General features: G+C 41.0%; 6 protein-coding genes and 1 tRNA gene. 1 reads left to right on the top strand and 6 read right to left on the bottom strand.

The window, feature by feature from the left end; translation table 11 throughout:
* Nucleotides 1-234: 234 nt before the first annotated feature.
* From pulA to pyk, 6 genes are all read right to left on the bottom strand, one after another.
* The gene (gene pulA / locus BFS05_RS06180; RefSeq protein ID WP_103085090.1) at nucleotides 235-6000 is read right to left on the bottom strand and encodes a type I pullulanase; all 5766 of its coding nucleotides are present in this window, start codon (nucleotides 5998-6000) and stop codon (nucleotides 235-237) included.
* A 220-nt stretch (nucleotides 6001-6220) separates the two neighbouring features.
* Complete coding sequence (locus tag BFS05_RS06175) at nucleotides 6221-7864, bottom strand: alpha-amylase (RefSeq protein ID WP_103085110.1); 1644 nt, start codon at nucleotides 7862-7864, stop codon at nucleotides 6221-6223.
* Nucleotides 7865-8186: 322 nt separating this feature from the next.
* A complete protein-coding gene (locus BFS05_RS06170; protein WP_103085089.1) occupies nucleotides 8187-8726 on the bottom strand; it encodes a DUF4190 domain-containing protein in 540 nt (179 codons plus the stop codon).
* A gap of 236 nt (nucleotides 8727-8962) precedes the next feature.
* On the bottom strand, nucleotides 8963-9535 hold the full coding sequence (locus BFS05_RS06165) for a DUF4190 domain-containing protein (RefSeq protein WP_103085088.1): 573 nt from the start codon (nucleotides 9533-9535) through the stop codon (nucleotides 8963-8965).
* Nucleotides 9536-9739: 204 nt separating this feature from the next.
* Nucleotides 9740-9813, bottom strand: a tRNA-Leu gene (locus BFS05_RS06160).
* Nucleotides 9814-10065: 252 nt separating this feature from the next.
* Nucleotides 10066-11505: a pyruvate kinase gene (gene pyk, locus BFS05_RS06155; RefSeq protein ID WP_103085087.1), complete on the bottom strand. Its 1440-nt coding sequence runs from the start codon at nucleotides 11503-11505 to the stop codon at nucleotides 10066-10068.
* A gap of 647 nt (nucleotides 11506-12152) precedes the next feature.
* On the opposite strand from pyk, the gene BFS05_RS06150 reads away from it, so the two are divergent.
* Nucleotides 12153-14852: Ig-like domain-containing protein (locus BFS05_RS06150; protein ID WP_258004289.1), on the top strand; the 2700-nt coding region annotated here is incomplete at its 3' end.

The raw sequence follows: 14852 nt of genomic DNA, 5'->3' as shown, positions 1-14852 counted from the left end.
AGAGCTGTCGGAGTTTCTCTTAGAGCAATGTAAAAATCTTGCGATGAGAGAAACTCCGAGAGCTCAGCAACATCAGCATGGATTTTAAACCGCAGCGCACTATGCAGCTTTAAGCGCTCAGGCAGGTCATCGCGCTAGTAACAGCCATCCCTCACTACTACATGGTATATATGAAAATCCCTCGCGGACTATCGGAAGATAATCGCGAGGGAATTTGCCTAGTTATGAGCGAACTTACTCGTTAGAGTTCTTACGACGGCGAGATGCTATGCCCGCAACACCGAAACCAGCGAAGATTGCAGCAATACTTGCGAACAATCCAGTTTCAGCACCAGTGTTCTTAAGAGCACTAGCTGAATTGGCTGCAGATTCCTTGCTGTCCTGAGCATTCTTGGTAGAACTACTTACAACGATATTAGTCCAAGCAACTTGATTACCTTTCTCGTCAACCAAAACAACCGTATGCTTTCCGGAGTATCCAGCTGGGAACTGAGCGTCGAATTGAGGCTTGCCATTCACCATGCGGACAGTCACAAACTTTGAACCATCAGCACCCTTAAGCAAACGAGGAGACGAGTAGATATACGCGTATGCATAAACTACTCCATCACGCTGCAAGCGCTCAGTGAACTCGCTGTTAACAACATTAATGCTCACAGTGTTAACAACACCTGCAGTTGCAACATTATTGTTACCAATGCTAAGAGTTCCCTTTAATTCTGGATTAAGCTGCTGAACTGTTTCAGGAGCAACAGGTACAGGAGCGGACTCTGCTGGCTTAGCTGGTGCAGGATGCTCAGACTGGGCTGGCGCAGACTGCTCAGACTTTGCCGGTGCAGGATGCTCAGCTGGAGTTTCAGTCTTAGTCTGATCCGGATTAGTCTGACCTGGCTTAGTCTGACCTGGCTTAGCTGGAGTTTCATGCTCAGATGGCTGATGCTGAGGAGCCGGTGCCGGAGACGGTGTTGGTGCAGGCGTTACCGGACCAGGAGCAGGTGGCTGAGGTGTCGGCGTCACAGGACCAGGCTGAGGCGTCACAGGACCAGGACCAGGCTGAGGCTGAGGACCAGGAGCAGGAGGCTGAGGAGTTGGCGTTGGAACAACCGGACCAGGCGTTGGTGGCTGAGGAGTTGGCGTTGGAACAACAGGGTTTACAGGTTCACTCTTCTTTTCAGCATTAAGCAACACTGCAGTAGAAAGAGCAGCGACCTTGTATGTTCCGTCAGCAGAAACATTAGCTTCTTTAGCAACGTCATTGACTGTGCCATCAGCAACAAGAGCAGAATACTTTCCTGCTGGAATCTTTACTTGAGTTTCAGCATTATTAGCATTGAACACAACAACGTATTGCTTATCTGCATCGTTAAGCGTGTAAGCAATTACACCATTAGGAGTGCCATCAATCATCTTCATGTTATTGTTAATTGTTGCATAATCAAAATCACGAAGAGAGTTAATGCTCTTGCGTAGCTTCAACAATCCCTTGAAATAGTTTACGGAATCAGATTTTTCTGTTGCACGATTCCAATCAAGAGCATTGTCTTTATCGCCAGCATTGTAACTATTATGGTTACCGTTCTTGCTTCGCAAGAATTCCTGGCCAAGCTGAATAAACGGCATGCCACGAGAAAGCAAAATCATTGAATTTGCAAGCTTTACTCGCCTCAATCGTACATCTTCAGTGTCTTGAGGAGCAGAAACCTTTAGCTTATCGTACAACGACAAGTTATCGTGAGCTTCAACATACTGAACAATTTGACCTGCATCAGCAAAGTGCGTTTCAGCATTACCATTCGAGCACTTAACAGTACTCTTGCCAAATTGGCAACCAAGCAAATTATGCTCAAGCAAAGCCTTAACACCTTTATCTGTATTGCCATTTACAAAACCAGTAGACGCATCACCGAACACAGAACCCTTCATAGAATCGCGGAATGAATCGTTAAAGAACGCTACTCCTGGAATCTTATAAGCATTAGGTTGAATAGTAGACTCGCTCTTAGGAAGCAGTTCATTCATATCCCAGCCTTCACCGAGCACAATAATTGAAGGATCAATCTTATTAAGCTCAGCACGCACTTCCTTCATGGTTTCAAGGTCAATCAAGCCCATCAAATCAAATCGGAAGCCGTCGAGGTTGTAATGCGTAGCCCAATACTTTACAGAATCCAAAATATACTTGCGCATCATTTGACGCTCAGAAGCAGTATCATTACCGCATCCAGAGTTGCCATTCAGAGCGCCATCCTTATAACGGAAGTAGTATCCAGGAACTGTCTTGTTAAATGAATGCTTTTGTACGTCATAAACATGGTTATAAACAACATCCATAATCACACGCAAACCAGCATTATGAAGACCAGCAATCATTTGCTTAGCTTCCTTAACTCGCGCTGTTGGATTAGCAGGATCAGTAGAATAAGATCCTTCAGGAACATTGTAGTTTTGCGGATCATAGCCCCAGTTTTGAGCACCTGGCTGACCGTAACCCAAGTTACCTGCTTCATTCACAGAACCAAAATCATACATTGGCATGATTTGTACGTGAGTTACACCAAGAGACTTCAAATAATCCAATCCAGAAACATTATGCTTATCTGTAGTCTTAGTACCTTCTTCTATTACGCCAAGATACTTACCGCGATGATCATCGCTAATACCAGAGTTTGGATTGATCGAAAAGTCACGAACATCCATTTCTGCAATTATTGCATCACTTGGATTCGTAAACTTTGGCATACGATTTCCAGCGCTACCAGCGTCTTTATCTGCTAATACAACAGAACGTTCACCGTTTACTACTGCAGCTTTCGCATAAGGATCAGCAGAAACATTCACTGTGCCATCAGCAAAATGAACTTCATATGCGTAAGCTGTATTAGCTTTGTCGCCATCGAGCTTTGCATACCATACACCACGATCTTCCGCTTTCATAGCTGTTTCTTTGTCTTTTTCAGCTTTTTCAGCAGTCGACTTATACGTAATCAACTTTACTTCAGTTGCTGTTGGAGCCCAAAGCTTGAAAGTAGTTGAAGAAGCAGAATACACAGCACCTAAATCATTGCCAGCATAAGCGTATTTCTTATCAAATTCATCGGTACGAATTACGCTAGCACCAGTTTTTGAGGAAGCAGAAAGCTTAATATCTTTAGCCAATCCCTTAATACTCAACTCATACTTGTGTTTAATATTAAGTTCATTCTTGGTTTCGATAGTAATCTCTGAACCATTAGCTTTAACAGAATTAAGCTCAACAGTCGTGGCAGGATTTTCACTAGCATCCAAAAGTGTTACGTCAGAATCTTTTACAGAAGACACATCTCCAGATACTTTTACAGCTAACTTCTTTAAGCCAGCAATATCAGCAGACATTACGTGAGCTGTAAGTTGCGGCATAGTAGCGTTTAAGTATACTGTCATGTCATCTTGCATTAACCAGACTTCAGCACTACCCTTGTTTGGATCATTTGAATCTAGCTTAATCGCATTGTTTGGAATACTGCGATCGCTAGGATCTTGTTTATCCCAAGCATTATTTGGCGTAGACTTTCTAACTTTGAAGCCAACACTGTCAATACCGCCATAATTCTTAGCAGTAAAGGTTGCAACTTTGCCGTAATCATCATGCGAAGTAAAGTAACGAGCAGTACCACCGGTTCCGTCGTTCCAAGTCCACATGTTCCAGCCTTCATAATCGCCAGCATTCCTGCGATAATGAACTGTTACCTTTAGCTCTTTTGGCTTATTCTTAAGGTTGTCTGGAGCAGTAAACTGCGTAGTATCCGATCCGCCTGTTACCCAAGCTTCAGCAAGACCACTTGCACAGTTTTCAATAGCACGATCGCCACCGTCTTTACCCCACTCTTTTGTACTAGTAATAAAGGAAAGCGACTTGTTTTCAAAAGCACCGTCAACTGTAGTTTCAAAAACTTTGCCGAATTTATCACTGCCATTGAACTCATGCCAAGCTCCTTTTAGCTCTTTACCATCCTTGTCTTTGCCCCACAACCAAATGCTAATATTGCGAGTATCACCAGCTTTTTGTGCGTAGTGGATGCGAACAGTAGTCTTTGGATTATACGCTACTGGGCAAGGATTTACTCCAACGCTACCCTTGTGATCTTGAGCTACATACGAATCAGTGTGAGCTGGAATCTTAAAGTTATTATCATTATCTCCTTCGTGATACCAGTAGTTTTCACCATTATTAAACACTGCTTCATAAGCTTTGCCATTGGTTGTAATCGTCTTCTTATACCAACCATCGCAAGCCTTTTTCATCTCATCGCCAGGAGCTTGAGTCCAGGTTGAGCCTCTGATGCCATAGTGAACGTATACTTTCTTATCTTTAAACTTTTTGTCTGGCTTAAAGTAAATAGTTGTTGTAGGATCTTCTGGCATGCCTGCATCAGGCTTTTCTACACCATATTGAGGATCAGACGCGTCTGCAGCAGAGCCAGCCGGATGTGTAGCTTTTGTTGCATTAACATGTAAAGCTACTGCTTCGCGAGCGCCAATCTTGGTTTTAACTTCACCTTTTTCAACTTTAACAGTCTTAGAGCAGTCGCCTGCAGCATAAACATTGCAGTACTCACCATCAGGCAAATCAGTCTTATAAGAAACTTCTTTTTCGTCAAGCGAATTGTTGATTGCTAAGAAGCCCTTCTTTTCACGGCTAAAAGCAATGTTGTTGTCTCCATCATCCTGCCAATTTGTGACTTTCGCACCTTGAACAGCATTGTAGAATCCAATCATTCCACGAATCGAAGTCCAACGCTGAGTGCACTGCCACTTGGAATCCTTACCACAAGTCACATCTGGAACATGTATATCAGTTGCATCAGGCGCACCTTCATCATTTTTATCGAACTTGTATCCGGAATACACGTTTGGCGTACCGTATGGCCATGCAAGCATGAATGCGTTTGCTAAAGCGTAACGACGACCATCCTTATATGTAAGCACGCTGTTACCGCGCTCAGTATCCCAATTCGTAACGAAGATAGCAGCTTTATCGCTCTTAACCATTCCGTCTTGAATTTTGTTCAGAGGCTTGCTTGCCTTCATCAGCGAACCTTTGAAGTTCTGCTTAAGCTGGTAAGAGTAGCCAAACTCGTTAACTTCACCTTCATTCAAATGCGCAGACGGCTGAATTTGTGCAGCTTCTGAAGAGTTGCCGATAGTTTCCTGCATCCACCAGATGTCATGAATCTTTTTGCTGTCGTCAACACTTTCGTTGTATTGCTTTATAGCAGAAGCTTTAATACCCCTCATATCATCTGGCGAAATATGCTTTACAGCATCCACACGGAAACCTGCAACACCGAGTTTCAACAAATCTGCAAAATACTTACCTAAAATCTTCTGAACGTGCGGATTAGAAGTATCCAAATCAAGCAAGCCTACAAGCCTGTTATTCCACACATCCTCAGCTTTAGTGTAGTCTTTAATGTTTTCGGTGCTCTGATGGAAATCATCCTTTTTGTATCCAGCATCTTCAAAAGTCTGAGTAGACACATCATACTTGCTTCCACCAACACCGACTTTATCTTTATTATCAGCTCCAGCCATGTGATTAATCACAGCATCTGCAATAATCCCAACCTTTGCTGCTTTGCAAGTTTTAATCATATCTTTAAACTCAGCTTCAGTGCCAAGTTTAGAATCAAGCTTATAGCTCACAGGCTGGTAAGAAGTCCACCAGGCTTTACCTTTAATATGATCCTGAGAAGGCGAAATTTGCACATACTTCACACCTTCAGGGCCGTAAGTGTTAGTGCACTCTTCAGCAATACTCTTCCAATTCTGCTGGAATGCAGTAACAATAACTCCCTTACCTTTAAGAGTTACATTAGTAGAAGTTTCTTTGCTATTGGCAGACCCCCCCCCGGCAGTATTTACGGCGTTTGCGCCACCTGTAACAGCAAAACCAGTTACAAGCATTGCAACAGACGCAACAATAGAAACAATCTTCGATGCAAGATGTCTATGACGAGCCATCAGTATCCTTTCCTCCATTGGTATTAACGCGCTTCTTCCTCGGACGCATTAATAGCCTTAATACACAAGCGATGGCTAGCACAACCATGATGCTAACCATCGCCCATAATGTGTATAATCAGCGGAGAAAATTATACCATTCAAACACTACAATACCAATTTATTTACAATCAGTACCCGCTTTCAGCTTATTTATTAAAATCAGCTTACTTGTTAGAATCTAATTTTTACCAGAACCTAACTTTTTATTAGAATCAGCCTTGTTCTTGCACAGAATCAGCACTAATTCAATCAACAGAACAACGAAAACAACTACAATCATCAACACTGTAGTCAGCACAGAAGTACTTCCAAAATGATCTACAGCTTTAACATGCAAAGCAATAGCTGAGTTAGCTGGAATAGTTGTTTCAATTTTCCCACTATTTACAGTAACTTTGCTGCCGCATTTACTCGAAACATACACGTTGCAATACTCGCCATCAGGCAAATCAGTTTTATAACTCACCTTTTTAGGCTTGTCCGTATTGTTAATCGCCAAGAATCCTTTGTCTCCGCGACTAAAAGCAACATTGTTATCGTTGTCATCTTGCCATTGAGTCACTTTCGTGCCTTTAACAGCATTATAGAATCCAACCATTCCGCGAATATAAGTTAAGCGCTGTGTGCACTGCCACTGAGAATCCTTACCGCAAGTTACATCTGGAACAGACGTATCAGTCGCACCAGGAGCGCTTTCATCGCGTTGAGTGAACTTATATCCGGAGTAAATATTTGGTGTTCCATACGGATAAGCAAGCATAAACGCATTAGCTAACTCGTACTTTGCACCATCCTTATAAGTGAGCACTCGCGTTGAACTGTCGCGCTCAGTATCCCAATTAGTCACAAAAATAGCAGCTTTATCATTAGGAGTGAGGTTGTCAGTAATATGCTTCAGATTTTCAATAGAACCGTAGAAATAATTACGCAAACGGTGTGAATACTCAAACTCATCTACTTCACCAGTACCATAATATTGATCCGGCTGAGTTTCTTTAGCACCATCAATATCACCAATGGTTTCCTGCATCCACCAAATTTTGTCATAGGCAATTCCTGAAAGATCAGAGGCAGCTTGTTTAATCGCCTTCACATCTTTTGGCTCCATATGCTTTGCTGCATCAATACGGAATCCAGCGACGCCCATCTTCAGTAGCTTAGCGAAATATCCGCCTAACACTTGCTGAACATGCGGCTTAGAAGTATCCAAATCAAGCAAACCAACAAGCCTATAATTCCAAACTTCCTCAGGATCTTTGTAATTCCCGATATTCTTTTCTATTTGATGGAAATCATCCTTAGTGTATCCAGCGTCTTCAAAAGTCTGCGAAGCTGCATCATACTTGCTTCCACCAACGCCAACAGTATCTTTATTACCATCGCCAGTCATGTGATTAATAACAGCATCAACAATGATTCCAACCTTTTTTGCCTTGCAAGTAGTAATCATATTCTTAAACTCAGCTTCAGTACCAAGTTTAGAATCAAGCTTATAGCTCACAGGCTGGTAAGAAGTCCACCACGCATTACCCTTAATATGATCCTGCGGCGGCGAAACCTGCACATAACTCACGCCCTCAGGACCATAAGTTTCCTTGCATTCCTTAGCGATACTCTTCCAATTCTGCTGGAATGCAGTAACAATAACACCTTTTTCAGTAAATTTTTTTTCAGACTTATTTTTAGATTCAGAAGCAGTATTAAAGGAGGATTTAGACTCATTAGCATTTGCCGGAATAATAGTTGCCATGCAAAGCACAGCAGCAGCAGATGCAAAAATCGCGCAAGATTTCATGATTATTGAATGAGATTCTTCATGCATGAAATCCACGCTATTACTTATTAAATCTTTGAACTTACTATATAGATTTGTATGGCGGATCATCATTGTCCCTTTCATAACACTTTACATGCAAAGCGCAAACAGCACTTTCTCACTTTACGCTTAGTAAAGCAAAAAGTAAATAAAAGCATCCTTACGCGAATAAACATCACTGTGGCGGAACAAATTAATGAACTCACAAAATAATATTGATGCAGAAAATCAACTACTTCATAAATAGTCAATTAAACTGCATCAATAAAAATTCACACAAAAATTCACACAAATCTAAAATTTAATAATAGTAAGGAGAATAATAATTTTAACGAGCCGAGTAAAATAAAAGCAAGAGTAAATAAGCTACCATTTCAAACGCAGGAACCACAAATAGTACCAAAATGATTGTCACGCAAATACCCAACCATATAAAGCCTATTATCATACCTGCTGTAGCAAGACCCTTACCTTTTTCATTAGTTCTCTTAATTTGATTTAAAGCAACAATTGAAAAAGGAAGCCCTACTGCAGAAACGCCAATTATAGAAAAAACAAAGCCCAAAATAGCAAAAAGGTTATAGTGATCATTTTCTCTATAACCAGAGCCATTGTAATAATCGTATCGCCTTGCAGGACCATTAAAGTTATAACCATTGTTATAACCGTCGTCATAACCGTTAGTGTATCCATTGTTATAACCATAATCACTGTAATCAGGGTTAGTGTAAGGCTGAACAGCGTATTGCGAACCAGAATAATTATTTACAATCTGAGGGTCTTGATACTGAGGGTCAACGTACTGAGGGTCTTGATACTGGTTACTAGCGTTATAAGTATTCGGGTATTGGTCGTCGTCCGTATACATAAAAAACTCCTCAAACTCTCACTAACGGTTGTAATCAAATATAAAGATATAATCTATAAAAAGTCAAACACAATTAAGCAAAATACGAAGCTATATCCACAAATTCGAACTAATTTCGCAATTGATTAAAATCAACTCAAAAAAAATAATATTGATGCAGAAAATCAACTACTTCATAAATAGTCGATTAAACTGCATCAATAAAATTCATACAAAAATTCATACAAATCTAAAATTTAATAATAAGAATAATAATAATGTGTCTGCGAAGAAGCCCAAATAATCGCAGCTATATAAAACACGATAACTACCAACCAAAAAGCTAGCCATATGAAGCCTATTATCACACCTGCCGTTGCTAGACCCTTACCTTTTTCATTGGTTCTCTTAATTTGATTCAAAGCAACAAATGAGAAAGGAAGCCCTATTACAGCGTTTCCAATTAGTGAAAAAATAAAGCCTATAATAGCAAAAACATTATAGTGGTTGTTTTCTCTATATTCGTAGTCATCGTAATAATCGTATCGCCCTGCAGGATAGCGATCATAACCACCATTAACGTTATAACCATTGTTATAACCATTGTTATAGCCGTCGTCATAACCGTTAGTGTATCCACGATTGTAACCATAGGCACTGTAATCAGGCTTAGTGTAAGGCTGAACAGCGTATTGCGAACCAGAATAATTATTTACAGTCTGTGGATCTTGATACTGAGGATCAACGTACTGAGGGTCCTTATACTGAGGGTCTTGATACTGGTTACTAGCGTTGTAAGTATTCTGGTATTGGTTGTCGTCTGGATACATAAAAAACTCCTTAAACTCTCCTCACTAACTGTAATCAAGTATAAATATATAATCTATAAAAAATCAAACGCAATTAAGCAAAATATGTGGTTATTTTGAGCTATTTCTCGTGGGCTATTCCCCAAAATACAAAGCTATATCACCAAAATTAAGCAAACGAAAATATAAAAAACGCCGCTTACATTCTAAGCGACGCTGTGCACGTGCCCCCGGTGAGACTCGAACTCACACTGCACAGATTTTGAGGCTGTTTCCTCTACCAATTGGGATACAGGGGCATTTTAAATTATCCGCGTTTTTGCGCGACTTGTTGACTATACCACACTTTGAGCAATATGCAAATACTTAGCGCGTTTTGAGCGTGTCGCAAATAAATATTGGAGGGAAGCGGAACCAATAAATAAACCAACAAATAATGCGTGCAACCTGTTTTTAAGCAGATTGCACGCATCAATAATCACACAGAAATCAAAGTCACAAGATCAGGAGAATAAATATTCAAGCGATTTGTGAGCATTAAAGGTGCAAAATTAGTCGCATGCACCAACAGTGTGTACGTAGATTGAATCAGTGCGACCAGCCTGACGTTCGCCCTGAGCAGTGCTCAAAACGACAATCTTGTCTCCGTCGGAAACCTTACCTGCTTCACGAAGAACCTTGTCGGTGAAGATCATCAAATCATGACGATTCATCTCATGATAATCTTCATCAATCAAGAAGCCTTCAGTACCCCAGCTCAAAGCCAACCAATGATATGTGTGCTCATTGTTAGTCAAGCCGTAAATTGGAGCAACTGGGCGCTCGCGGGAAATGCGGTGAACCGTGCGACCGGTCTGAGTGTAGGCAACAATAGCCTTAGCGTTAAGCTTATCTGCCAAATCAACAGCAGCAGAGGAAACTGCACCGGTGCTGGACATATCAAGCTCAACAGCTGGAATGCGATCATAGCCGTGCTCAGTAGCAAACTGAGAAATACGAGCCATAGTCTGAACAGTCACAGATGGATACTTACCAACAGCAGTTTCGTTAGAAGTCATTGTTGCGTCAGCACCGTCGAGAACAGCGTTAGCGCAGTCAGAAGCTTCTGCACGGGTTGGAACTGGAGAGTTAACCATTGTGCCAAGAACTTCAGTAGCAACGATAACTGGCTTTGCGTAACGGCGAGAAAGCTCGATGCAGCGCTTGGTGACCAGTGGAACCTCTTCGAGAGGCATTTCAACGGCCATATCGCCACGAGCAACCATAATGCCATCGAAGGTTTTAACAATCTCTTCAAGATTTTCAACAGCCTGTGGCTTCTCAATCTTTGCTACGATTGGAATACGACGACCTTCTTCGTCCATAATCTCATGAGCGCGATCAATATCACTTGCAAAACGCACGAATGACATAGCAATAATATCTGCACCAGTACGGATAGCCCAACGAAGATCAGCCTCATCCTTTTCTGTTAAAGCTGGAAGAGACACAGCAACGCCTGGAAGATTAATACCCTTATGGCTAGAAACTGGGCCTGCTACAACTACCTTAGTATGTACGTCATTGCCTTCAACTTTAGTGACCTCAAGACGAACCTTACCATCATCAATCAAAATTGGATCGCCTGCATGGCAATCTCCTGGCAAGCCCTTAAAGGTTGTGGAAGTGCGATGCTCATCACCTTCAATATCATCAGTGGTGATTACGAACTCTTGGCCTTCTTCCAAATAAACTTTGTCTTCGCCATCAGCGTTCTTCTTAAACCAACCGCAGCGAATCTTTGGACCTTGCAAATCAACGAGAGCAGCAACATTACGGCCAGTGGACTTGGAAGCTTCACGAACGTTGTTGTAAACACGCAAATGATCTTCAGGAGTGCCGTGAGAACGGTTCAAACGAGCAACATCCATACCGGCTTCAACAAGCTTGGTAATTCCTTCCAAGGATTCGGTAGCTGGACCAATAGTATCAACGATTTTGGCTTTACGCATAATGCCTACCTATTTTCTATTTCTGTTTATTTTTTATGAGCGCTTTACAAGAAAAACACATAAAACACCCAATTCCGTATTCAAGTGTATCAACGTATTATGACCTTGAAAGTATAATAATACGGCGTTTTGTGAACGTTCACACAAAATATTTTGACCTATGCATTGCGTATATTACGCAACTCTTTCTTTAGATCACGTATTTCGTCGAGCAAATTGCATCGTATCCAAGAATTAAGAAACTAGAGTATATACTTTCTAATGCTCAGCATCTTCAAACGATGGTCATGACATTCCCAACACTAATAAACATTTGTTTAGTGATTACCCAATCACATATCTGCGACACACCATAAGTCATATAGCAAGTTACGAAAATAATAAGAAATTTTATCAAAAGTTATATTGTTATAACATTTCGCAAAAAATTTTCATTTAGAGCACCCCCCCCCCGTAGGAAATTTTACAGTCTAAACTAATTTCAAACTGAAAAATATTATAAAAAATAACAAGAAATGATAGAATTTTAAATAGACCCATTTAAATAGAGAGCTTTATTGCTAGCTTTGGAGAGATTTGTCATAGAATTCGTTCTATTTATTTGTTTAAAAATTCGTTAAAGATTAGGGAAAATTAAGGAGATTGTTATGACATCAGTTAACCCTTCAAAAAGTACATCATCATCAAAATCTTCTAGAAAGCGTTCCGCACACAAAGTACACACGCTTCCGTTAGCAACAATGGCTGCTTTGTTGACAGCAGCAACCTGCTTAGGCAGCCAGCCTGCCATGGCTGTTACGGCAAACACAATTACTACACCAACGTACACTGCAACAGCTGAAAAGCTTACGAGCGGCACGGTTGCTAAGTATCAAGATCGTGAATATGTTCCACTAGGCGACAAGAAACCTTGGTTGCAGTATCCAAATATTCTTGAATTCAGAAGATTACGCGGTAGAAACAGCAATGCAACAGAAATAAAATCAGACGAGGAAGGATCTGATTCTGATTGGAAAGCTGTTAATGATAGAACAGCTATGTATGCGCATGTGGAAACACGTGGCGGCTCTGACTATCTTGTTTTCGATATTTTCTTCAACAACAATGCTAAGTCAATGGTAGATAAATCTAACAAGCAATGGTACTTATGGCAGGTACCATATGCAATTGCAGACTTGGATTCAAATGGACTATATAAATCTGATACGGTTACTAATCTTAGATACGATGCGTACAGACCGAAAACCAAAGGTCACATTCTTTCGCAAGATCCGGAAGCTTTTCAGAAAGATGATTCCCTATCATTCTCTGTACCTAACATGAATAAAACCGATCAGCATTTTGGCAAAAAAGGTTATGCTCTTTATCAGGTAGGTATAGGACTTAATCCTGGTGATAAACTTTATACCGATTTAGATCAAATCTTCCATCAAAACGGAAATGACCCACTCATTAGTCGAATGGCTGGAGATCAAGCAACGTATGCTTTTAATAATGGTTCGCAGTATAACAAAAATTACGGTTTTGGTATAACAGTTGCTAAACCGTATGACGATGTTGCGTATCATATGCATGCAGAATTAAAACTTCGTCCAGGAGTTATTAATAAAAGCGCGGACAATTATAACGACAAGTATGCAAACATTCAAAACGCATGGACATGGGCCAATAGCGGTTCTTGGGGAAAAACTACAAGTTCTGCATACACAGTTATTTCTGGTCGAGATCCAAACAATGATGCAGACAAAGATGGTAAGTTAAAGCGCAATAAAACTGACAGCATAGCGCCAAAAATTTATTACAATGGCAATGAAATAACTGGCGACAATCAGACCATTAATCTTTATAAAGGCGATAAACTAAGCTTCACTACCACCGATGACAAGGGTTATATTGAGAAGTTTAGCATTTCTGGTTTAACAAAAACTCCTAAAATCAAGCAAGGCGCTGGAAGCGAAAGTAACCCGCTTTCATCAGACGGCATCAAAGTTACTAAAGAAATGAAGGACAAGGAAGTAACTATTACTTCCGAGGATGGCTCTGGCAACGTTACCACGCGCAAAGTTAAAGTCACAGTTACTAAAAAGAAAACACTTGCTGATGAACATCCTATTACCGGTAAAACCATTGATGTTACCGTTGGTGATCAATTACCGCCATTGACAGAAATTGACAAACTTGTTGAGATTACAGACGGAGACAATCTTAAAGATAAGCCAACCTTAAAGTGGAACGGCACTGCTACTCCAAACACTGATAAAGTTGGCGTATTTACCCCTAGTATTAAGGGAGAATACTCCGATAAGTCCAAGAGTTTTACAAACGTAACCATCAATGTTAAACCACAGAAGCCAGTTATCGAAACTGATCTGACTGATCTTGCTGGAAGGACAGGGCAGAAAGTAACAGTATCTGTTGGAAGCGGCATTCCTACTGGCGCTAAAGTTACTACAACAGTTAAACTGTTTGATAAAAATGGCAATGAAATCGGCTCTACTACAACGATTAACGGTGATAAAGCGGAGATTACTGTTAATGGTGAAATTCCTGAAGGCAACGTGTATGCAACAACAACTGTAACGAAGCCTGATGAAAATAGTCCTAAAGGAATAAAAATTCCAGGATTTAAACTAACTTCAGAAAACAGTGAGAAAAAACAAGCTACCAAGCCTAAGGATACTGAAAACCCAACAATTACTGCTACTTCATCGCCTGTAACAGTTGGGCAAGATCTGAAGATTCACATTGTTGCTAAAGATGATGTGCAAGTTAAAGACATCAACACTATACAGGCACTAAAGGGCGCCAATCTGCTTCAAGATACTGATCTCACTAGTGGACGTGCGAGTGTTTCAAAAACCACTGACACTGATCAGAAACAAGTGTTGGATCTTACTATTAAGAACATGCAGCCGAAGGAAGTTGGCACACATACCCTAACCTTCACTGTAACCGACTCGGCAGGAAACACCGGCACCACAACTCTAACCATAACCGTGAAACCAGCTGTTAGCGAGCAGAAAACTGAAAACAAGACTGGTAAAGACAAGACAACCGTGAGTGGTAAAGCCACTCCAGGCGCAAAAGTCACTATCAGCAAGAACGGTCAAACAGTTGGCGAAACAACAGCTAAAGACGACGGAACCTTCACTGTCGATATTGATAAGCAAGACCCGAACACCAAGCTCACGCTCACTCCAAGCAAGGACGGTGCAACCGGAACCCCAGTCGAAACGACCGTAACCGGTGAAACACCAGCAGCAGGAAAACCAGCTGTTAGCGAGCAGAAAGCTGAAAACAAGACTGGTAAAGACMWGWCAAYYGTGAGTCGGTCTCTAATACACATC

This window comes from Gardnerella coleohominis, assembly GCF_002896555.1.
GTDB lineage: Bacteria > Actinomycetota > Actinomycetes > Actinomycetales > Bifidobacteriaceae > Bifidobacterium > Bifidobacterium vaginale_F.
The sequence above is the reverse complement of the archived record's forward strand: the minus strand, read 5'-3'. Positions and strand labels throughout refer to the sequence as shown.

Bases quoted from the DNA above. Each gene is read 5' to 3' on its own strand.
- pulA (WP_103085090.1), bottom strand. From the start codon at position 6,000: ATGGCTCGTCATAGACATCTTGCATCGAAGATTGTTTCTATTGTTGCG.
- BFS05_RS06175 (WP_103085110.1), bottom strand. From the start codon at position 7,864: ATGCATGAAGAATCTCATTCAATAATCATGAAATCTTGCGCGATTTTT.
- BFS05_RS06170 (WP_103085089.1), bottom strand. From the start codon at position 8,726: ATGTATACGGACGACGACCAATACCCGAATACTTATAACGCTAGTAAC.
- BFS05_RS06165 (WP_103085088.1), bottom strand. From the start codon at position 9,535: ATGTATCCAGACGACAACCAATACCAGAATACTTACAACGCTAGTAAC.
- pyk (WP_103085087.1), bottom strand. From the start codon at position 11,505: ATGCGTAAAGCCAAAATCGTTGATACTATTGGTCCAGCTACCGAATCC.